Here is a 22,066-nt window from a genome sequence, read left to right as displayed (position 1 = left end):
AACATCATCTATTCCGGTCACTGATATCTCCTTGAGGCTCAGCGCCCTGAATCGGGAGAGGTGTACAGAGGCTGTGAGGTTATTTCACATCATAACCAAACTCAGACTTGAGTTGTAAGTACGTGTGCTCGCGGCGGGCGCCAGGTGCTGAGGGGTATAGTTCGCCAGATCCCAACTCGCCTCAAAAGGCCCACTTCATGCTTGCGGCCGTTCATTTAGCCTTGTTGAGTTGGCCAAAAAAGTGATGAGTCTCACACTTGCGACTTGTGTTGTAAGTTCGGTAGCGTGATGTGCAACACAGCTGAGGGTGCAACTATCCAGGCCCGAGGTCCCGGATGCTGCCTACGAGGGTGGCCTAAGGGTGCGTACTTGATCAAGGGTGCGAACAAAGCCGTTGTCGAAGTGACGCCAAGAGCGTGCGACCAGAGATCTACATTAAGAGAGGCCAAGACCATGCGCGTTAATTGCATCCCACCCGTAGGAGAAGATGAGCCGCGGAAGGGCGGCGCCAATTCCGCCACATTGCTGGCATACCCGGCAGAAGACAAAACGCTTTCAGGAAAAGTGCGCCGCGGAAGGACAAAGCAATGAATCCGGCAAGACCATTTGGCATTGAGGACATCCAGGAAGCTGCGGTTCGCATCGGGAAACACGTGCGACGTACTCCAATAATTGCGTCCCCGCTGCTCGACGAACTCACCGGAGCGCGGGTGCTCGTGAAGGCCGAGGCCCTCCAACTAACTGGCGCGTTCAAGATCCGGGGCGCCTTAAACAAGCTGTTGTCAATGGAGGAGAGATTGCGCTCAAACGGTGTCGTCGCGTTTTCCTCCGGAAACCACGGACAAGCCATTTCGGCTGCTGCCAAAATTACTGGTTGCCCGGCTGTTATTGTCATGCCTTATGATGCTCCCCAGGTCAAAATTGACGGGGTTGAGTGGTGGGGTGCCGAAACGGTTTTCTATGATCCCAACGTCGAAGATCGGGTGGAGGTTAGTCGAAAAATAGTCGAAGCGCGAGGCCTAACGCTAGTACCTCCCTTCGATGACTACGTGGTCATGGCAGGGCAGGGCACGGTGGGACTTGAGGTCAGCGAGGACGTCTCCCGCAAAGGAATCGAGCCGGATGCCATCGTCGTTCCCTGCAGCGGTGGGGGACTGTCCTCCGGCGTCATTGAGGCCATGAATACGGCTTACCCGAAAATTCAAAGTTACATCGTTGAACGCTCAGGCTTTGACAAAATGGCGCGCTCACTCGCAAGCGGCCTACTCTGCACCAACCCTGACGCTTCAAGTGGTTACATGGGCGCAATAGGAGGTCCGAGGCCGGGCGATCGTCCACGCGAAGTACTGGGTCGTTACGACATCAAGGGCTTGACCGTAACTGAAAAGGAAGCTACCACTGCTGTTCAACTGGCCTTCCGGGCATTGAAGCTAGTTCTCGAGCCTGGTGCGGCTGCTGCCCTGGCAGCAGTCATGGAGAGGAAGGCAGATTTCCACGGAAGGACTGTTGTTGTAGTCGCATCGGGCGGAAACGTCGATGCCGGAATGTATGCCGACATTCTCAAGCAGCCTTCCATTAGCCGTCATGAACTTTTGGCGGGCAAGGCAGGCTGAATCACAGGCGAGCCGGCGGGATTACCGGGAATCCCGCTCGCTAGCCTTTGTATGTCAACGGCCTCAACGAATGGAAAACGGCAGCTGATATCCGGCGACGGGCCAGCTTGAGTGCGTGCCCGAACTGAGATGCATCTTTACCTCGGATCCCGAGCTGGAGACTCGCGATGTCTCCCGCCACGACGTGCACCTAACCAAGGTTCTACTTATTGCTTCAGCGCCGAAGGCAATGAAGGAATCTCTGCCCCTTGCCGTTCAGCTTCGACTTCGCATCATCCGGACAGCGATGCCTGTCCCATGACTCTCGCAGAGAAGTTCTGCATCCCTTCTCTGACTTCAAACACAGCGACAATCACCGGTCTTTAGTAAGGAGTAGTAATCGTGAGCAATGAAAATCTGGCTCGGGAAGGTACACGGCACTTTCACGGTGGTGCCTTGGGGGCGCTCTTACCGTTTATCGTCTTCGTTTCCGGGATTGTCTATCTGACCACAACGGGCGATCTCTCATCCGCAACGGGCGGAGCGATCGCCTTTGTAAGCTTCCTTTTCGTGTTTCTACTCATGAGAAATAAAGCGGAATTTACCGGCATCGTGTTCCGTGGTCTCAAAAATGACATGCTTGTGATGCTGCTTGTGTCGTTCCTGCTTGCGGGCGTTATGGCAAAAACCCTGGAAATGGGCGGATTGATTAGTGCTCTCGTGTGGGGAGCCACTGCCCTCAACATACAGGCATGGATGGTACCGGTCATCCTTTTCCTTATCGTCACTCTGATCGGCTTGGCGACCGGAACGAATGCTGGAACGATTGTTACGACTCTGCCCATATTGTTGCCCCTTGGGATCTCCTTGGACGTTAACCCTGGGCTTGTCGTTGGTGCAATCGTGGGCGGTGCCATGTGGGGCGATAACGTGGCGCCAATCTCTGACACGACCATTGTGTCGGCTGCTACCCAAGAAACGAGCGTTTCCCGGGTAGTCAAGTCCCGGCTGAAGTACGCGGGAGTCGCCGGAGCGATGGCTATCGTAGGCTACGTGGTACTTGGCATAGTATTGCCACCTGTGAGCGGCGGCGGTGCGGAAGTTGCTGCCCAGGATGGCAACCCGATGGCCCTGATCCTCCTATCTGCTCCCGCGATCATCATCTTCCTTATGCTCAGAGGCAAGGACATCATTTTCGCCTTATCGATTGCTACCTTCTTTTCTCTGGCTCTGGCCCTCGGCACTGGACTCATCCAGCCGGCTCAAATCGTTGCCTCTAAAGGGGTTATAGTCACCGGCTTTACTGGCATGATGGGAATTTTTCCATTCTTCCTGTTCCTATTCGTCCTCATAGAGGCTTTGCGCTTCGCCGGCGCCATTGAATGGATCGGAATGCAGGCGTTGAAGATTAGCAAGACCCCCCGCACGGCCGAGGGAATGAGCGCTCTAGTTGCTTCGGCGACTTACATGGTAACCACAGTGCACTCAGTGAGTGTTGTAGTTAGTGGACCAATCGTCCGGTCGATAATGTGCAGGTTCAACGTCGACCGAGCTCGTGCGGCCAACATTATAGACTGCATTGTTAGTGGACTCCACGGAGTCATGCCCCACAGCGCCGTCACTGTTATAGCGATGGGAATCGTCGCCCAATCCGCTTGGGTGCCTAAGGGCTTCACCGCCTTGGACTACTTACCCTATGTCCTTCCCAGCCTGTTCCTACTAGTGGTCTTCGCAGTCGCTATCATCACCGGCTGGGGGCGGAGGAAGGAGATGTCCGACGACGATTTCGAAGCGGATCTCGCTAGGCGCGACGCTCTCGACCAGGCGGCCTTGCAAGGTAGCGACGTAAATAGCTGACCGAACGATGCCCTGAATTGATTCAGTCACGCAATGACGGATGGACGCCCACTTGTGTGGGCGTCCATCCGAGGGGAGGCCTTGATCAATCAGGACCGCGACCTTCTGGCAGCAGCGCAAGATTCACTTCCCGTGCGGACGACTGGACCGTCAGGAAATATAAGGGGACCGAGGATGACCGATCGCTTGTAGACGGTTCGTCTTCATCGGCTAAGTAATCGTCCATGACAACAAAAGGTTGCCAGAATGACTCGCCCATAGGAATGCTTAGTAGGCTTCAATGTGGGCTCGAACGTGGCTGCCGTCGTCGCTCAGCCAGCCTTTGCCGGCTGCGTAGACCAGCATGTTGGCAAATCGGTAGTTCCAGCCCATTCCGATCCGTCCCGCGCATTCCTTTCGGATCCAGTCGACAGATACCAGTACGTCTTCGTCGTCGAGTTGCCCGGCGGACGCCCGGTTGAGCAAGGTTGAAAGGTTGTCACGAGCTATCTCTGACAACAGCACCTTGAAGCTGGTGCAGTCGTCGGGTTCATCCAGGGCTACGGATCCGGGGCTGATGCGAACATGCACGGCGGGTTCCTCTTTCGGCAGTGGCTTTGTGCTTATTTCCACTATGCCCAAGGGAGGGAAGCGTCAGGAAGACGAGCTTTTGGATAGCCGGTATTGCCGGAGGTTATGCCTTCCCCGGTGGATCCTTCACGCCGGCCATCAGGTAGGAGGAGACCATGCCGGCCAGCTTGTCCGAAATTTGCGGCCAGTCCAGTTGGCCGCTGCCTTCCATGGTGCTGCCCAAGCCCAGCCGTCGCGCAATAACGCTGTAAGCGACGTTGAAGCACCAGTCGATTTCATCCTGGCCCAGGTATCCGCCAGGCCACTTATTTAGCACGGCAGCGAAGTTGGCTGCTAGCACTGCATGTGAATCTGCACCGCGCTGGGAAATTGTCGCATCGTTTGTGGCCCGGAGCATGAAGGGGCGAAGAATGTTGGCGTACCGCCTGAGGATCTCGATGGTCTTATCCATGGCCTCGCGGACCACGGCCTCCAAACCAGCCTCTGGATGCGTCGGCAGAGGTTCAAAAAGATGGTTGGAGACGGCGTCAATATCGTCCATCTTCCGGCCATGTGCAACGCTGACAAGGTCGTCCTTGCCTTCGAACCGTGCATAGATGGACCCTATGGACACACCGGAGCGGGCACTGACGTCGGCAAGGGTGAATTCGTCGTTGCCCCGCTCTTCCAGCAGGGCCAGGGCCGCCTCGATCGTTTTCTCAAACGACTGGCGGCTCCTGGCCTGCTTGGGTTCGCGGGACTTGGTCTCCGGAAGGTTCACAACGCGATCCTACAGAGGATTCCCTCGTCGGCAGCACTGCGGGCAACACGAATCTCCCATTCACCAGACGGGACCACCCACCGTGATTCCGCGGACTTCCAACGCCTGAACCCCAAAGGGTCCAATGCCATCGCCGCCTGTTTGGTCTCGCCTGCGTCCGCACTGAGGGCGATGAAGCCGGCAAGCCTGAAGTCCGTCTCACCTGGTGCCTTGGCGTAAGCCTGCAGCACGTCCCGCCCCTCCGAGCTACCCGTGTTGCTGACAGTCGCCTGGACGGAGACGCCGGCCACTCCGTCACCGGCAGACCCCCGCTCCGCAAGATCAACGGAAGCAACAGCATCCACCAGCTCAAACGAGGTGTAGGCAAGGCCAAACCCGAAGGGATAGCGGGGCTTGCGGTGTGGAGCCTGGAAATGCCGGTATCCCATCGGCTCGCTGGCCGCGTAGTCCAAGGTGAGTTCGGCATCGAGCCCGGTACCCCAGCCAGGAATGTCTGCGTCGTGCACGGGGAAAGAAACCGGCAGCCGTCCGGACGGGGACGTGGTTCCGCTCAGGAGCCCAGCCAGTGCGGGGCCGAATTCCTGCCCAGGGAACCACGCCATAACGACGGCTTTGACCTTGTCAGCCCATGGCAGGAGCACGGCCCGGGAGGCATTAACGACCACGACAGTTTCCGCCGTGACTTCAGCCACCGCTTCAACCAGGTTGTCGCTCGCGGGGTCCAGTGCCGCCGTCAGGCGGTCAGCGCTTTCACGAGATGACCCCTGCTGGTCACCAATGACGATGACCACTGCGTCGGCACGGGCCGCAACCTCCACCGCGGCAGCCAGGGGGTCGCCGGTCCGTTCAGGTGTTGCGACCGCGGTGATAGCTTGGACTCGTCCGGGCTGGAAGGCCATGTCGACGACCACCTCGATTTTCCCAGCGGGCAGGTCCACGGCGAGCTGCTGTGTATCTGCACGCGCCACCACACCCATGACGTCATCGGGTGCGGGCGGAGGAACCATCAACACCTCGTTGCCATCAACCCGCAAAGAGCTGACGCCCGTACCGCCCGCACCTAAGGTCCAGCGGGTCGGGGCAGCAAGGTTGAAGTATGCGGTGATGCGGGCGCGGCCGGGCACGCCGACCCCAAGGCCTGGAACGGGACCGAACCAGACAAATGCTGATGCCTTGCGGACTTCGCAATAAACAACGTCTTCGGATTCATCGGCTGAAAGGACTTCCAGTAGAACTCCGGGCGTACCGTCGGGAGCCGTGCTGCCAAGCTCCGTCAGAGACAAGGCCGACGACGGCGCTGCGCCGGGTTCGTAGAGGACCTCAACGCCGGGGCCAGCTGCTTCACGGATGGCGTCCAGAGGCGTTACCACCTCGCCCTCGGGCCGGACGGTGGCAAACGTTCCGCCTTGGAAGCACGGCTTGTCCGCGTTGGGTCCCAGGACTGCAAGTGTCTTGATTCGCGTCATGTCGAGTGGCAGGATGTGGTCCCGGTTCTCGAGCAGCACGAACGATTCGGTGGCCGCCCTGCGGAGGACGTTCCGTTGCTCTTCCTGGCTGCGAAGGTGGGCCGGGGTGGGCAGGACAGCGCCGGATCGGCGCCCGGTTCGATCGGCGAGCCTTGTGACACGTTCGACGGCGTCACGCAGCCGCGGTGGCTCAACGTTACCGGCGGCAACGGCTTCCCCGAAGCGGGCGCCCAGATAGGTGGCGGGTCCTGGCATTTCCAGGTCCAGGCCGGCGTTGGCTGCGGCGATGGTGTCGTCCACGCCGTACCAGTCGGAAACCACAACGCCGTCGTACTGCCATTCGTCCTTGAGGACGTTGATGAGTGCCGCATTCTGGGAGCAGTGGGTGCCGTTGACGCGGTTGTAGGCCATCATGAGCATCCAGGGATTTGCCGAACGGACAGCAGTTTCGAACGGCCTCAAGTACGTCTCACGCAAGGTGGCCTGGTCCACGCGGGAGTTCATCCGGCGTCGTTCCGTTTCTGTGTCGTTGGCGACCACATGTTTGGTGCAGGAGCCCACGCCTTGCGATTGGACACCTACCACCCAGGCCGCCCCCAACACCCCGGTCAGGAAGGGGTCTTCAGAGAACATCTCGAACCCACGGCCCGTGAGGGGTGAGCGCGGCATGTTCAGATTGGGTCCCAGGATGGCGGAGACTCCACGTTCTACGCTTTGCTGACCGATCACCTGCCCTATCTCCGAGACCAGTTCAGGGTTCCACGTAGCACCAAGGGCTGTCCCTGAGGGCATGACCAACGAGGTATCCCGTTCGTCCATCGCTTTGCTGACAATGCCGAGCGGACCATCCAATAGGACCATCTGATCCACACCGAGTGTTGGGCTGGCTGACGTGCTCCAGCCGTTGAAGCCGCCGGTGAGTTCTGTCCCGGAGAGGTCCGGAGCGGCGGACGCCTCATGTGCCTGGTCACGCGTAGCGGGACCTGCTGTCACAGTGCTGCAACCTTTTCCTCGAGAGCGGAAGCCTGGAGCAGCGGCTGAACACGCTCAGAAAAGAGTCGCATCGTTTGAGCCGTGAAGCGGCGGCGTTCTTCGGTGAGGGGGCCGCCCATGATCGCCATGAGGACGTTGCCTATACCAAGGTCAGCATATTTTTGGAGTTCGGCGGCGACGGTCTCCGGGCTGCCGTAGAGGCACCATGTTCCCTTGTAGCCCTCGGTCCGTGCATCCGGGGTCGGGCGCAGGTCCACTCCGCTGATCTCTTCTGCAGCCTTGTTGGCAGCGTGTTCACGTTCTACGGTTTCCTGGTACTGCTCCAGGATGATGTCCATTTCCGCAGCTGCCTGCTCGTCGGTCTCAGCGATGTGCACGTGCTGGTAGGAGTGTGTGGTCCACTCCAGTGCGGCCTTGACGGCGTCATCGGAGTGGCCGGCTGCTTCAAGGGCTTTGCGGTAGACGGTGAAGTTCTTTTTCACCTCTTCATAGGCGTTTCCGCTGTCAATCACCGGCGGCGTGAAGGCAAGGATGAAAGCAGGCTGGGCGTTTTTGGCGGCACGCTCAACGCTGGAAGGCCGGGCAGCAACGGACATGACCCGTGGTTCGGGCTTGGTATATGGTGCCGGGACGATGCGTGAAACCACAGCGCCGCGGTAGTGGCCGTTGTCGAAGACAACCGGCTCGTCGCCTGGCTTCTTGGCCCAGAGCTTCTCTGCAATCTCCAGGTTCTCGTTGGCCAGGCGGGAGCTGTCCTGGTAGTTCACTCCGAAGCCAATCATCTCTTCTGGTGTAGTGCCGCTGCCGACCCCCACCAGGAGTTTGCCCTCGGTCAGCTGGTCCAGCAGTGCCAGGCGCTCTGCGAAGCGGACCGGGTGGTGGAGGGCCAGCGTTTGCACGGAGAATCCGAAGTGCATTCGCTCGAGTTTGCCGGCGAGGTAGGCCGCGAAGATGAAGGGGTCGCTGGCGGGGGGAGCGTATCCGGTGAAGTGGTGGTCGGGGAGGAAGACGGCGTCGAAGCCTTTTTGTTCGGCGTCGACTGCGTGTTCTACCATCGCCTGCATGACGGGACGGTCTTCTTCGGGGCCCCGCGAGCGGGAAGTGAGGAACAGTGAATAATGCATGGAATCTCCTGAAGTTGTTGGTTGTGTCAGGCGTGCACGGGTTGAGCCGTTTGCGGCTCGATCCGGTGTTCTGCCTCTGGTATTTCTGTGGTTTGGGTGACCGGGAGGTCCATTGGTTCGGCGTCCAGCTGGGCTGCGGCGCGCGCAACCAGCCGACGGAACCACTGATGCCCTGGATCTGCGGTTTTGGAAGGATGCCACCAGGCGCACTCCACCAAGGTGGGAAGGCTGATGGGGAGCTGCATGATCCTGACTCCGGCCACGGAGGCGAGCATTCGAGCGAGCCTCTCCTGGACGAGGGCCAGCCGGGCTGTCCCCGCCACGGCGAAGGGCAGCATTAGGAAGCTGTCAACAATAATGTCTGTCTTCTCACCGAGTTGAAGGTCATGGACCCGTCGGTCGGCCAAAGTTGAATCAACCTCGGCACCGAAAAGCCGGGCCCAGCGGGCATCGCGCATCTCTTCGACTGTCAGCGTTCTTTCCGTGGACGTGGCTCCCGTGACGCATACCCAGTTATCGGTAAACAACTCGGTGTGCGGGAAACCGGAAAAATGACCCTTGGGGATGAGCACGAGGTCAGCGGACTGAAGCGTCTCCTTGATGCGTTCCACGGCTTGTGGGGTCACGGCATCAAAGTGGACCTGCACGCCGGGGGCTTCCTCTTGGAGCATGCTCATTAACTTCCCGGACAATGCTGTGAGGCAATAGTCCGAAGTGACGATCCGGAAGCTGCGGGTCGATAAGGCCGGGTCAAAGACCGCCTGCGCATCGAAGGTCCGTTCTACCATGCGCAGGATCTCGGAGACGCCTTCCTTGAGGACTTGAGCCAGGGGAGTGAGCTCATAGGCGGACCCGACGCGGGTCAGCAGCTGATCATCGAATTGTCGGCGCAGTCGCTGTAAGGACGAGCTCATGGCCGGTTGACTGATGCCGATCCTGGCGCCTGCCCGTGTGACGTTTCGTTCTATTAGTAAAGCGTCCAAAGCAACCAGCAGGTTGAGGTCCGCAGTCAGGAGGTTGACCATGTGATTCTCCAAATTCGAATTAGAATACTGATACTAATTATGAGGTATGTCACACTCTGGGTCAATAGGCTGCTTCGAGCTAAGCTCTCGGGTTCGGCGGGATCCCTCCGATCGTTTCTGAAACTGCCTTTGCGGAAGCCAACAACTCGTCCCGGCAGTCCTCCAGGCGCGCGACGGAATCATTGCCTGAAAACCCGTTGAGCGTTAGGGTCACAGCCACCTGTCCCTCGGAATCGAAGACCGGGGCATGCAAGGAAGTCACTGCTTCGGGATCGTTGAGCGATGCCGGACCGGACGACGCCGCTCTCTCAATGAGGAGGGGGAGTACGCCACTGAGATCGGGTGCTGCTGTGTCGCTGGGGACGTATATGATTCGTTCGAATTCAGCTGCTGCGCCCAAGTCTACGGATACGGCGTAGCCAGCGGTTCGGACGTGCTCGAGTTCGGCGTGCACCAGTTTGGCGTCCACTTCGCCAACAATTTCACGGGCGTTGGCTATCCATCGCTTCTCAGCGGCTTCGCCGGCCCAAGCCACGTAAAGAGGCGCCAACGGGGCGGCTAGGCCAAAGGAGACACCGACGCGTGATGGTGAACCGCCCGGTGAGCTGTCCACGCCGGCCGCCGTGAGGACGACAACGGAATCGTCGACGACGCCACTCACCAGGACTTCGAGCTGCAGTTTATCCGCGAGGGACTCAATGACCGGGCGGGCGGCGTCCGCTGCCTTGACGTGCCTGGTCAAGGCTGTCGCTGGGGAAACAATGGAAGGAATGGTGAATGAGCCGTATCCACCCCGGAGGAACAGCAAAGGCAATTCCTTGGAAGACCCCACGCCGAGGGCTTTGACGCGACCAATGACGATGTCGTGGTCGCCGGCACGGATGACGTCTTCGATATCGCAGTCGATCCACGCAGCCGCACCTTCGAGCCGCGGGCTCCCGGACGGGGTGTCACCCCATTGGTTGGCGCTGAAGCGGTCCTCGGCTTTTCGAGAGAAAGCGCGGCAAACGTTTTGCTGCCCAGCAGTGAGGACGTTCGCGCAGAATGAACCGGCTTCCCGGATCTTGGGCCAACTCGTGGAACGGACATCGGGCATGAACGCCACCAGGGGTGGATCCAGTGAGACGGAACTGAACGTTCCCACCACCATTCCTGCTGGTTCGTCGTCGCTGCCGGCCGCGGTGATCAGGGTGACGCCAGTGGGGTACTGGCCGAGGACATAGCGGAACCAGGCAGCGTTATCGGGGCTGGTTTCCTGCGTTTCGGCAGTGGAAGCTCGGATGCTTTGGGTCATCGTTGTGCTCTCCTCTTCGTTGAGATTTCCTCCAGTAAACGCGGGAAGCGGCGTGTGCGGAAATAGTTCCAAAGTATGCGCGCTATCGCGAATTCGGATGCTATAGCTCGAGGTGCCAGAGCGTACGCCGATGATACGTTCGTTGAGGTACTGGGGCCCCACGGCCCGTCGGCCGGGGTGAAAGTTCCTCTGGACGCGCATCTGGCCGGTATCGAGTCAACAGTGTTTGACTCTCCCAGAACGAGGTTGCGGTGCGCCGTTCAAACTTGTCCCCTTTGACCAGTTCCGAATCCTTGGGGAGTGAGGCTCCCCCTGACAAATACCCAGGGTCTACCCAAAACGGGGAGCCGAATCAGAACGTAAAGCCGGGACCCAAGGTGCGCGTGGGGCCGATCTACGTGGCTTTGTTGATCATTGTTCTGCTCGGTGCCCTGGATCACACAATCGTCGCCACTGCGCTGCCCACGGTGGTGGGTGAGCTTGATGGGGCCCGCCACATGGCCTGGATCATCACGGCCTACACCTTGGCGATGACTATCGGCATGCCTGTCTATGGCCGTCTGGGAGACCGGTTCGGCCGGCCGGCGCTTCTCATGGTCGCCCTCACTATTTTCCTGGGGGCGTCCGTACTGTGCGGCTTTGCCCAGAATATGTTCCAGCTCTCGCTTTTCCGCGGCATTCAAGGGCTCGGCGGGGCCGGTCTGGCTGTACTTCCGCCCGCGATTATCGCCGACTTGGTTCCGCCACGGCAAAGGGCAAAATACCTCGGGCCCCTGGGATCGGTTTTTGGTATTGCCACGGTCATCAGCCCGCTGGTAGGCGGCGCCGTTACTGACACTGTTGGGTGGCGCTGGGTGTTCTGGATCAACCTCCCTGTTGGCTTGTTGGCCCTGGCCATGGCGTTTTCGCTCCGGCGCCTGAAGACTGTCCGGGGATCGGGCGGGGTCGATTGGCCCGGCACCCTCTTGATGGTGGTCTTCACCTGTTCATTGGTAGCGGTGATTTCGCTGGGTACGGAGCCGGATATCGCTGCGGGGATTCTCTGGGCAATCGGTGCGCTGGCAGCCGTTTCCGGCGTGCTCTTTGTGGTGGTGGAGATCAGATCCAAGCACCCGCTGATCCCGATGAAAATGTTCAAGAGCTGGCCCGTCGTCAACGCGGCCGGCCTGGGCCTGGTTATTGGGGCCGGTCTGTTCAGCGTGGTGGCCTACCTCCCCAGCTACGTCCAGATGGTCTACTCCACCTCGGCTTCCGTGGCCGGAATGATTCTCCTGCCCATGGTTCTGGGGATGATGGTGTCGACGAATCTCACTGGTTGGATTGTGAGTCGAACCGGCAGGTACAAGATCTTTCCGCTGGCCGGGTCGGCGCTGGCTGTTGCAGCAGCCATTGGCCTCAGGCTCCTGCAGCCCGGCACCCCGCTGCCGGTTGTCGGGATTCTTCTGGCACTCCTGGGATTTGCCGTCGGCAGTTTCATGCAGATCACGGTGGTTGCAGCGCAGAACGCCATGCCTCATTCGCTGGTAGGCAGCGTGACCGCCTCCCTTGGCTATCTTCGTGAACTTGGGGTCACGGTAGGCACTGCGGTCTTTGGTGGGCTCTTTGCGGCGATGCTAACGCAGGGCTCGGCGGAAAACGAACTGATGCTGCGGCCGTCGACAATCACCGATCCGCACGCCGTTCAACAGTTGCCTTCAGCGCTTCAGTCCGGGGTGGCTACCATTTACGCCGATGCGTTCCTCCCGATCTTCGGACTGCTGGCATGCATCTTTGCCGTCGGTGTCTTGCTGTCTATCTTCATGCCTGAGCAGCGCCTGGCAGAAAACAGGGAACGTGCCTAAAGCAGTTGTTGACGCTCGTAGTCTTGGCAGCTAGATTAACCATAACCGTAATTACGGTTATGGTTATACAAGATTAAATGCGGAGGTATGGTATGAACAGCGGTGACATCAAGGATGTAAACCGGCGCACTGTGGAACGATTCTTTGTGACCTCAGGGCTCGAGCGGGCTGCCCTTTTTGCTGTGGATGGCCGGAAGGAGCTCCCATGGACCTCTATGGGCCATCCCATCGACATGGAAGGCATCAGGGAGATCAGCTACAACTTCACACGTAATCGGCAGATCTTCACGGACTGGACCTGGAGCGGTGTGGAAATCTTCGACACACAATACGACGACCGGTTCTGGGCGGAGTGCGACGGCCGCGGCGTTATCCGGATAGAAGGCCACGACCCCGTCAACGCCGCAAATCACTACATCATGGCTTTTCGATTAGAGGATGGGAAGATCAAGGAGTTCCGCGAATTCTGCGATCCCACACAGCCGTCACGCAACGATGCCGGTGATCCGGTTCCCACGCCGCCGCTGGGAGGCTGGAAGCCCCCGGCTGAGTGGCAGACGCCAGCGGAGCTCTTGAGCTAGGTCATACGAGGCAAGGAGTCCCATGGATGTCGTCGGAGCGGGCAGGAAAGTCCCGCAGCAGGAACGCAGCAGGCAGTCCGAAGCCAGGCTGCTGGATGCTGCAGAAGACGTCCTCTCCGGCCGCGGCGCAGGAGACTTCAGCCTGGCGGAGGTTGCTTCGCGCGCTGGAGTAACGACCGGCACCATTTATTCCAGGTTCAAAGGCAAGCGCGAACTCGTCCATGCGGTCCATGAAAGAGTTATGGACCGCATGGGCGGTCATGCTGACAGACTGTTAGGCCCGAACGAAAGTCCCCTCAAAAATCCGCCCGAGCAGCATCTCGGCGATATCGTGTCACTCCTTGCGACCGTATTGAAATCAGAGGCAAGTGTCCTCAGGGCCCTGATGTTCCATGCCGTGGAGGACAAGTCCATCTCGGAGCGCGGCGCGGCAGCCCATTCGCAGCTGGGCGAATTGTTCGATGAGGCCCTGCAGCGCCTCATCCCAGCGCTCGCGGAAACGCCAGCGCGCAAACGGTATTGGGCCTTCACCTTTACCTACGACGTTTTGGCGCGTCACTTGGGGCTGGGACATTCATCCCCGCCCACCGAAAATGGTGACTGGGACGAAATGCTCCTAAATCTTTCAGCAATGGTAGGAGCGTACCTGCTGTCCAACGACTAACTTACCGCCCCCACTTCTAGTCACCCGTGGCCAGCAACCGGACGGGACCGTGAAGGCCGGCCGGCAAGGTCGCGGCATTCGCTTCAAAAATGGAAGCTCCCGGACGTTGGAGATTACCCTCCGTGGCATCGCCTGCCAACCGGTTCCGCCACGCGTTCGTTACGGCGATCTCCAGCACATTCCGGCCGGTTCTAATAGCTGTAGTGGCTTCGATACGGAAGGGCCGCGTCCAGAGGATGCCCAGAAGTTCGTCATTGAGGCGTACTTCAGCAAGGTCACTGACCTCGCCCAGGTCCAGAATGAAACTCCGCGCGGGTTGTGAAAGCATCTCATCGACAGAAAACACCTGGCGATACGTCCCGGTCCCCGAAAAGAACCTGACATCAGCCTCATGATGGCCCGCTCCGGGCCCGCTCCAGGGCGCCACGGCTTCCAAGGAAAGTGGGGCTGGTGACTGGGCATCGCCGTCGAAAGTTACCTCCCACGGGCCCTCCAGCGTGTGAATCGTGGTGATGCTCTCCTGCGAACGTTCTACAGGCGCGGCCCCGCCGGTCTGTCGGAGAACAAGGAAGGCCGAGCCGAAGGGCTCCAGGGAGAGGTCGACGGCGGTCCGCCCGGCTTCTGCACGCATGCTGACGGGGGTCCGGGAAGCGGTAACGGCGTCCCACACTTCCGCTGAGGTACTCTCGCCCCTGAGGGAGGCACTGACCTCCTCCGGTCTGTCTCGTTGGTTGCTGATGAAGTACAGTTCCGCGTCGCCGAGCTGGCGGTGGATGACCGGCAGCAGGGCGGCTTCTGATGCCCGCAGGTTCCAATCCGGATCAACCCCCAGCCGGGCAAGGGCAACCGAAACGCCGTCTTCCCGTGGCGCGCCGGTGAGGTCCACCAAGCCGGCTTTTCCGTCCCACAGATTCGCGACGGCGGCAGCCCACTGGGCAGCATCGTCACTTTGACTGGGGGAACTTTCGGGACGCCACCCGGCAACTGTTGCTCCGGTGTCGATCAATTCCGTGATGCGCCTGACGGCCGCCAGGGTCATCCGGTGGCTCGAACCACCGAGGTACAGCAGGCGGTAGGTGGTGCCGCCTGTGGTGAGCAGACCGCCGTCGGGCGTCACAGTCAGGTGGTTCAGCAGGCCGTCAAGGTTGATGAAATCGAAACCGTACCCCTCCGGAACTTCGGCGGCGGAGTCGCCAAAGACGCCGGTAACGGGGGCTTCTTCGCCGTAGAAGTAGGCGACGTCGGCCTGATAAGTGCCCTGTTGCAGAAGGTAACTGCACCGGCCAATGTACTCGAGCCATGGCTTCGCCGCGTGCGCCCAGGTTTCGTTCCGTGAGAATGACTGTCCCAGGTAGGGAGACAGCGTGACTCCGGGTTTTGGCACTGCTTCCGGCTGGTGTGGCGAGGTGTGGATGTTCAGGAGGTTGACCCCCAAGGCGAACTCCATGTCCACGATTGGCTTGAGCTTTCGGGGCGTGTAAGCAAACGGATTCCCGAAAGCACTCATGGACTCCGCGCCGGTAACTGCCTTGCCGTACACATGGGCGACGGAGCCGGCGCCTCGGAGGTCCGCAACATAGGTGGCCCCGGGTCCTTGATCGGGCTCATAGCACCACATGGCGCCCATGGGAACGTCAGCGTGCGAGCGCATCTGTTGGTCATCGCCGAGCTGTGGACGGTGGTCTTCCAAAGCTTCGGCGTAATAGGTCAGGCCCCGCCCGTGGGCAATCCGGGCGATGGTTCCATAATGGTTCTCAGCCAGAAGTTCGGAGATGGTTTTCCTGAGGTCCCAGAGAAAGGAATCACTCTGCTGTGTACTGCCCACGATGACCCCAGTGATGGTGGGCAGCCAGGGGAGCAGGTCGTAGCCGCGGCGCTTTTGGAACTCTTGGCGCATGGCGGTCGTCCAGTTCTGCGGGCCTGATTCGATGCTGTCACTGAGCAGGGCTGAAACACCTGCGAGATCCCTGCCGAGCGCCTCCTCGAAGAATCCCAGGTACTCCTGGAAGTAGTCGCCGACCAAAGCTGCGTCCAGTTTGTCCACTTCCAAACCGGTAGCGTCAACGGGGGCCGGGGCGTTGAGGTGCCCGGTCAACGAGCAACCGAACTGCAGAACAGTCCATTCGCCGCTCGCGGGTAACCAGTCCAACGTTCCGTCCGGACCCAGATGTTCAGTGACATCAATGACGTCCTCCGGTCGAATGGCATCGGACGCTTGGCTGGGCCCGCCGTCGAGCGCGTAATAGTCGGGCACGGGGGCGTACCCGGCCTTTTCCTCCGCGCGGGTTACCCGTGCACCGGAGTAGAGCTGGAGGGCCGACACGGCAAAGGTTTCGCTGACAGGGGCGACCTCGAATGGCAGCGGCTTGATGCCCGGTGCAAGCGGAAAGGCGTGGCTCTTTCCCCTCTCAAGGACCAGCCGGAAGCATCGGGCGGTCACTGTGGGAAAACTGGCGGAACGGACCGGCGACCCTGACGCTGGGAGCTCGACCAGCACGCTGAAGGTCACGCCGTCAGAGCTGGCTTCAAGCCGTGCTTTCGGTGCGGGCGGCGCTCCAAACCCCCGGGATACCGGAAGACCGACACACACCGACGACACTGACGTTGGCTCGTCGAATTCGGCGGCGATCCACGCGGGGTGGGCGTCGGCCTCAAGCCTCACCGCCGGCCAGAACCGGCCGTCTTCCAACGATTCAAGGGGCCGGCCACCGGATATGGTACCGCTGGCAGTGTGGCGGGCGGCTTCCAAAGGAAAGTGGCCGTCCCGGCGGGGAAACGCCACCACGGCCACGTCCCGGTAGAAGTCCGGAACGCCGATGGGATCCTTCCTGACGGCTGCGAAGGGCACGTCCTGGTATGGCCCCGATGACGACGGCGGGGCGGCCACGTGCGTCCGGCCGCTCTGACCAGCGGTCACCCGGGCGGTACTCCACACAAGCTTTTTCATGCCAGCGGCCGGCGGCACCCAGGGGCCGCCCGTAGCGCTCCAACCGGCCGACGTCGCCACAGCCATTTCAAGTCCAAGATTTTTGGCAGTGGTTGCCGCGCACCGAATGGCCGACTGCCAAGCTTGGGACCGAAAAGTGACCGGCTCCTGGGTGTACTGGGGGATACCCATTGAACCCGTGAACGCTTGAACGCCACCTGCACCCGATGCTGCTAACCATTCGAGGTCCTTGACGATCCCCGCCTCGTCCACGTTCCCATCCATCCAATGCCACCAGACCCGGGCACGCGAGCAAAGCGGTGGATCCAGAAACCCTGGGAAAAGGGTGTCTGCATTAACGGAGGCGATGGGCTGGGCATGTTCGGGCACGGGAACATCCTTCGGTGGGGGAGGCGGGCTCGGCCCGCGACAACTGAATTCAGCCTAGAACCAGCGCATACGGCTATGGGGGAAAACAGGCATGCGGAGAGAAGATGGTGAGCATAGACGATAACTATTTCCATGGCCGCCTTGACCTGACCTACCTTGAATGACAGGAGCCAGCTTGTGATCCAGGAAACACAAACTGACGCAAGGCTCGAATCCACTGATCGCTTGGGTGATCAGGACAACGACGTCATGAAAGGCCACACCATGAAGAAAGCAACAAGTTCGGCCGGCCGGAGATTCCTCTCCGCTGCGGCTCTCGCGTCTGTGACTGCCTTGGCCTTAGGTGCATGTAGTGGCAGCGGAAACAGTGCTAGCGCTCCCATAACGGAGGAAACTGGGCCGGTAGAAATTACCCTCGCCACGCCCGCCTTCACGGGTGGCGGCGCAGGCAACCCGTATCTGGCTTTGATTGACGCTTTCAAAGCAAAGAACCCCAACATCACCGTCAAATTGGTGGAGTCCCCCCAGGACCAGCATGGGCAAACGATGCGGACCCAACTTCAAGCCGGCAATGCACCTGACATCTTCTATGTAACTGCGGGACGTGGAAACAATCAGTCCTTCACCGCACTCGCCGATGCTGGATATCTACAAGACCTGACTGACCAGAAGTGGGCTACGGACGCGATTCCGGCATCTGCGAAAAATCTCTATTACGACGATGGCAAGGTTTTCGCAGTTCCCGCGGATCTCGCTCCGCTCACTGAGCTCGAAAACACGGGCGTCTTGAAGGAATTGGGCTTAAAGCAGGCAACTACGCTCAACGAAGTTATCGACCAGTGCAAAACGGCCAGGGCTGCCGGAAAATCGCTTTTCGCACTGGCGGGAACTTCGGGGCCGAACACCGGTCTCCACGCCATGCAATTGGCGGCGTCCATCGTTTACGCAAAGGACCCCGACTGGGATGCCAAGCGTGAAAAGAAGGAGACCTCCTTCGCAAACTCGGATTGGAAAAAGGTCCTTGAACAAATCCTTAAGTTTAAGGATGCAGGGTGTTACCAAGACGGGGCCGCCGGTGCAGGGTTTGACCAGCTGTTCCCCGCGGTAGCCCAGGGCAAAGTGGCTGCTGTTTTTGCGCCCGCCGGAGCCGTCGCTGCTCTTCGTGGCCAAGTCAAGGATGGTTCGTTTGACGTCAACGTAATTCCTGGCGAAACGGCTGGGGACACCCGTCTGATAGCGAGCCCAGGTAATGCTTTGGCTGTGAATGCGGCAGGAAAACATAAGGGTTCGAGCATGAAGTTCCTCGCGTTCCTGGCCGAACCGGCGAACCAAGATGCCTTGGCAAAGTCCAATGGTAATGTCTCCATCGCAGCAGCTGTAGCGGGCAAGGTGCCCTCCCAGTTCCCTACCTTGGAGCCGTTCTTCTCCGAGCCTGAAAAGAAGATTGTCACCCAGCCCAACTACCTTTGGCCTAACAGCGGTGTCTACGATTCTCTCGGCACCGGCATCCAGGGACTTTTGACGGGGCAGGCCACGCCCGACCAGGTCCTGAAGACCATGGACGAGCAGTACGACCGCGGCGCCTAGACCACGGCACGCAACCCTGATTGGAAGAACATCCCATGACCGCACAACTTGAGCAGAAGTCGGAGGGCGCCCGGGTCTCCGGGCGCCAGCCCCGCTCCACCAAGCCGAACGGCAGCAAAGACCACCGCCGCACCGAGCGTCGCTTCGCCACGTGGTGGTGGTTCACCCCCGCACTCCTTGCCCTTGTGCTCATCCACTACGCACCGAGCGCCATTGGAGCATTCTTCGCCTTCACCAACTGGAAAGGCCTGGGAAAGTGGCAGTTTGTCGGCTGGGAAAACTTCGCAGCGATAGCCGAGGGGGGTCCCACCACCGCAGCGCTGATCAACACCTTCATCATCGGGATTTCCTTTGTGGTGCTGACGAACGTCCTCGGCTTGTTGCTTGCACTGGGCCTCAACCGGACCGTGAAATCCCGCAACGTCATCCGAACCCTGATCTTCGCCCCCGTGGTGCTCAGCTCGCTGGCTACGTCCTACATTTGGAAGTTCATCTTTGAACAGGACGGCCCGCTGAACGAATTCCTGCGTTCCGTCGGATTGGAATCACTGCAACGGACGTGGCTCGGTGACCCGTCCACCGTCCTGCCGGCCATCATCATCGTCATGGTCTGGCAGAACGTTGGACTGGTGATGGTCATGTACCTTGCCGGGCTGGCCACGGTGTCCCCGGAACTCGAAGAGGCAGCTTCCCTGGACGGAGCGAGCCTGTGGCAGAGATTCAACTACGTGGTGCTTCCGGCCATCATGCCCTCGGTGGTGATTGCCATGACGCTCATGCTGATCAATGGCCTGCGGGTGTTCGACCAAATCCAGGCATTGACGGGCGGCGGACCCTACGGCGCGTCGGAAACACTCGCCGTCACCATTTACAAGGAAACGTTCGTCATGGGCCGTTTCGGATTCGGTGCCGCGCTCGCCTTGGTCATGTCCTTGATCATCATCATCCTCACGGTGGCCCAGCGCCTCCTCCTCCGCACGAGTTCCAAAGGTTAACCGATCATGTTCCGTTACACGAAGAAGACCTTGCTTCGCGAGGCATTGCTGATCCTGGTTGCCCTGATCTTCCTGCTTCCGTTCTACTTCCTGATCAACCTGGCCTTGAAGAACGGCAACGACGCACTCACGACTTCCGCGATGCAGCTGGTCACCAACCCCACTTTGGATGCCTTTGGACAAGCCATCCGCGGCGGACGCCAGGCAACCTTGATGGATGGGATGCTCAACAGCATCATCATCACCGCCGGCAGCGTGCTGGTGCTGGTAGCTGTGGGCTCCGTCTCGGCGTATACGCTGAGCCGCCGGACAGGAAAGCTAAGCAAGGCAGCCATGGGCCTCATCCTGGTCACCATGGTCCTGCCGGCCCAGGCCGCCATCATCCCCATCTACGTGGGTATGAGGAACGTCGGCTTGGTGGGTACCCACGCCGGAACCATCATCATGTATGCGGGCGCACTTCTGCCCATATCCATCTTTTTGTACATGGGGTTCACCAACGGCATCGCCCGGGACTATGAAGAAGCCGCACAAATTGACGGGGCGTCCCGGTTCACCGTGTTCCGCAAAATCATCTTTCCGCTTCTCTCGCCCGCAACGGGAACCGTGGCGATATTCACCGGCCTGATTGTCTGGAACGACTTCTTTACCGGCTTGATCTTCCTGAACGGCTCGGACGCCGTGACGTTGCCGGTGGTGATCTACAACTTCGTGGGGGAGAGCGTCTCGCAATGGAACGTGATTTTCGCAGCCATCATTATTTCGATGATCCCCATCCTTGCGTTCTTCCTGGTGGCACAGAAGAAGTTCATCCAAGGCTTTACCGGAGGGGTTAAGTCTTGAGTACGGCAGAAGTCCTTGCTGAGGGCCAACGGCGCGCCGATCTTGGCGACGGCAGCTATGTGAACCCGGTCTTTGCCGGCGACCATCCGGACCCGGCCATCCTGCGGGACGGGGACGACTACTACCTCACGTTCTCTTCCTTCGAGTCCACTCCCGGCCTGATCATCTGGCACTCCACGGATCTCCTCAATTGGCGTCCCCTGGGTCCTGCGTTGCCCACACCCATTGGCAACGTCTTTGCAGTGGACATGTGCAAGGTGGATGGCCGCTACTTCATTTACGTCCCCATCATTTCAACCTCCGTCTCGCCTGATCCCGGTGCCCCGCCCCAGATTTATGTCATTCATGCCGACTTCATGGCCGGCCCTTGGAGCGAGCCGATCAATCTTGGAATCAACGGCCACATCGATCCCGGGCATGTGGTGGGCGAGGACGGCAGCCGCTACCTGTTCCTGAGCGGTGTCAGCCGAGTCCGCTTAAGCGCAGACGGGTTATCCACCGACGGCCCTTTGGAGCATGTCTATGACGGCTGGCGTTACCCGGACGATTGGGTGACCGAGGCGTACGCCTTGGAAGGACCGAAACTCACCAAGCGCGGCGAGTGGTTTTATTTGACGACGGCGGTAGGCGGCACTTCCGGTCCGCCCACCGGGCACATGGTTACGGTGGCCCGCTCGCGCTCGGTTCACGGGCCTTGGGAAGACTGCCCCGCGAACCCCATCATCCGTACCTGGGATGCGGCCGAGCCGTGGTGGAGCAAGGGACACGCCACGCTTTTTGAAGGCCCGGGCGGTCAATGGTGGAGCATCTATCACGCCTATGAAAATGGGTTCACCACTCTGGGACGCCAGACCTTGTTGGAACCCATCGAATGGGACGAAAACGGCTGGCCCCGCGCAACCGGAGGTGATCTCTCCAAGCCCCTGCCTGCACCTGTGCCGGGTGCTTCCGCAGCCGGAGAAACGCGTCACGGAATACAGCTTTCGGACGACTTCGCGGAAGCCCGCTTTGGCATCCAATGGTCATTCCACGCCCCTGCCAAGGATGAATACTCGCGGGTTTCGATCGACGACGGCCTGGTTCTCGCAGCAAGGGGCAGTGATCCTTCAGACAGTTCGCCGCTGACCTGCATCGTGGGAGACCAACGCTACGAGGTCACCGTCGAAGCGGAGATTTCCGGCGGCGCCCAAGGCGGGCTGCTGCTCTACTACAGTGATCGGCTGTTCTGCGGGATGGGCCATGACGGGGACCGGCTGTGGAGCTACCGCGCCGGAAAGAACATTCCTTACTGGCGGGAGCCGGCCCCTGCGGCGTCAACAATCCACTTCAGGATGGTCAATGACGCCCACATCGTCACGCAGTACTACAGCACCGATGGGATCAACTGGACGCGCCACGGGCTGCGGTACGAAATGTCAGGCTACAACACCAACACGGCCGGCGAACTCCTGAGCCTGCGGCCCGCACTGTTTGCCACAGGGTCCGGCCAGGTGCGCTTCAGGAACTTCCAATACCGCGTAATTGAGGATTAATGGATAACCGAACCCTCCCCAGACTG

The 22,066-nt window shown here is 59.9% G+C and carries 16 protein-coding genes; 9 read left to right on the top strand and 7 right to left on the bottom strand.

Translation table 11 applies throughout. From position 1 onward, the window contains the following. The first annotated feature begins 587 nt into the window (after positions 1–587). A complete protein-coding gene (locus tag ACIPY2_RS06345; RefSeq protein WP_400265517.1) occupies positions 588–1,613 on the top strand; it encodes a threonine/serine dehydratase in 1,026 nt (341 codons plus the stop codon). A 381-nt stretch (positions 1,614–1,994) separates the two neighbouring features. Beyond that, positions 1,995–3,449 carry a Na+/H+ antiporter NhaC family protein gene (locus ACIPY2_RS06340; RefSeq protein WP_400265516.1) on the top strand — a complete coding sequence of 485 codons (1,455 nt, stop codon included), beginning with the start codon at positions 1,995–1,997 and terminating at the stop codon, positions 3,447–3,449. Between the two features lie 267 nt (positions 3,450–3,716). Here ACIPY2_RS06340 and ACIPY2_RS06335 read toward each other — a convergent pair whose 3' ends face one another. The 6 genes from ACIPY2_RS06335 to ACIPY2_RS06310 form a co-directional block, all read right to left on the bottom strand. Beyond that, positions 3,717–4,019: a hypothetical protein gene (locus ACIPY2_RS06335; protein WP_400265515.1), complete on the bottom strand. Its 303-nt coding sequence runs from the start codon at positions 4,017–4,019 to the stop codon at positions 3,717–3,719. 103 nt (positions 4,020–4,122) lie between these two features. Further along, complete coding sequence (locus ACIPY2_RS06330; protein ID WP_400265514.1) at positions 4,123–4,779, bottom strand: TetR/AcrR family transcriptional regulator; 657 nt, start codon at positions 4,777–4,779, stop codon at positions 4,123–4,125. Further along, a complete protein-coding gene (locus tag ACIPY2_RS06325; protein ID WP_400265513.1) occupies positions 4,776–7,238 on the bottom strand; it encodes a beta-glucosidase in 2,463 nt (820 codons plus the stop codon). The genes ACIPY2_RS06330 and ACIPY2_RS06325 overlap by 4 nt, the downstream gene beginning before the upstream one ends. Next, positions 7,235–8,362, bottom strand: a complete 1,128-nt coding sequence (locus tag ACIPY2_RS06320; RefSeq protein ID WP_400265512.1) for an LLM class flavin-dependent oxidoreductase — start codon at positions 8,360–8,362, stop codon at positions 7,235–7,237. The genes ACIPY2_RS06325 and ACIPY2_RS06320 overlap by 4 nt, the downstream gene beginning before the upstream one ends. Positions 8,363–8,388: 26 nt before the next feature. Continuing rightward, entirely contained in the window at positions 8,389–9,387 is a 999-nt protein-coding gene (locus ACIPY2_RS06315; RefSeq protein WP_400265511.1) for a LysR family transcriptional regulator, read from the bottom strand. 79 nt (positions 9,388–9,466) lie between these two features. Beyond that, entirely contained in the window at positions 9,467–10,681 is a 1,215-nt protein-coding gene (locus ACIPY2_RS06310; RefSeq protein WP_400265510.1) for a flavin reductase, read from the bottom strand. A gap of 383 nt (positions 10,682–11,064) precedes the next feature. On the opposite strand from ACIPY2_RS06310, the gene ACIPY2_RS06305 reads away from it, so the two are divergent. The 3 genes from ACIPY2_RS06305 to ACIPY2_RS06295 all read left to right on the top strand — a co-directional run bounded on the left by ACIPY2_RS06305 (position 11,065) and on the right by ACIPY2_RS06295 (position 13,767). Further along, positions 11,065–12,522 (top strand): MDR family MFS transporter, encoded by a 1,458-nt coding sequence (locus ACIPY2_RS06305; protein ID WP_400265509.1) that lies wholly within the window; start codon positions 11,065–11,067, stop codon positions 12,520–12,522. A 92-nt stretch (positions 12,523–12,614) separates the two neighbouring features. Next, the gene (locus tag ACIPY2_RS06300; RefSeq protein ID WP_400265508.1) at positions 12,615–13,103 is read left to right on the top strand and encodes a PhzA/PhzB family protein; all 489 of its coding nucleotides are present in this window, start codon (positions 12,615–12,617) and stop codon (positions 13,101–13,103) included. Between the two features lie 22 nt (positions 13,104–13,125). Continuing rightward, the gene (locus ACIPY2_RS06295) at positions 13,126–13,767 is read left to right on the top strand and encodes a TetR/AcrR family transcriptional regulator (protein ID WP_400265507.1); all 642 of its coding nucleotides are present in this window, start codon (positions 13,126–13,128) and stop codon (positions 13,765–13,767) included. A gap of 16 nt (positions 13,768–13,783) precedes the next feature. Here ACIPY2_RS06295 and ACIPY2_RS06290 read toward each other — a convergent pair whose 3' ends face one another. Next, positions 13,784–17,083: a glycosyl hydrolase gene (locus ACIPY2_RS06290; RefSeq protein WP_400265506.1), complete on the bottom strand. Its 3,300-nt coding sequence runs from the start codon at positions 17,081–17,083 to the stop codon at positions 13,784–13,786. A gap of 177 nt (positions 17,084–17,260) precedes the next feature. On the opposite strand from ACIPY2_RS06290, the gene ACIPY2_RS06285 reads away from it, so the two are divergent. From ACIPY2_RS06285 to ACIPY2_RS06270, 4 genes are read left to right on the top strand one after another with little or no spacing between them, the layout of a single operon-like run. Further along, a complete protein-coding gene (locus tag ACIPY2_RS06285; protein ID WP_400265505.1) occupies positions 17,261–18,670 on the top strand; it encodes an ABC transporter substrate-binding protein in 1,410 nt (469 codons plus the stop codon). A gap of 35 nt (positions 18,671–18,705) precedes the next feature. Further along, positions 18,706–19,665 carry a carbohydrate ABC transporter permease gene (locus ACIPY2_RS06280; RefSeq protein ID WP_400265504.1) on the top strand — a complete coding sequence of 320 codons (960 nt, stop codon included), beginning with the start codon at positions 18,706–18,708 and terminating at the stop codon, positions 19,663–19,665. A 6-nt stretch (positions 19,666–19,671) separates the two neighbouring features. After that, entirely contained in the window at positions 19,672–20,508 is an 837-nt protein-coding gene (locus tag ACIPY2_RS06275; protein ID WP_400265503.1) for a carbohydrate ABC transporter permease, read from the top strand. Further along, on the top strand, positions 20,505–22,040 hold the full coding sequence (locus tag ACIPY2_RS06270) for a family 43 glycosylhydrolase (protein WP_400265502.1): 1,536 nt from the start codon (positions 20,505–20,507) through the stop codon (positions 22,038–22,040). The genes ACIPY2_RS06275 and ACIPY2_RS06270 overlap by 4 nt, the downstream gene beginning before the upstream one ends. The last annotated feature ends 26 nt before the right edge of the window (positions 22,041–22,066 follow it).

The sequence above is a fragment of the Paenarthrobacter sp. NPDC089675 genome (assembly GCF_044749185.1).
GTDB lineage: Bacteria > Actinomycetota > Actinomycetes > Actinomycetales > Micrococcaceae > Arthrobacter.
Note: the sequence above shows the minus strand (reverse complement) of the source record. Positions and strands in the feature narration are given on the sequence as shown.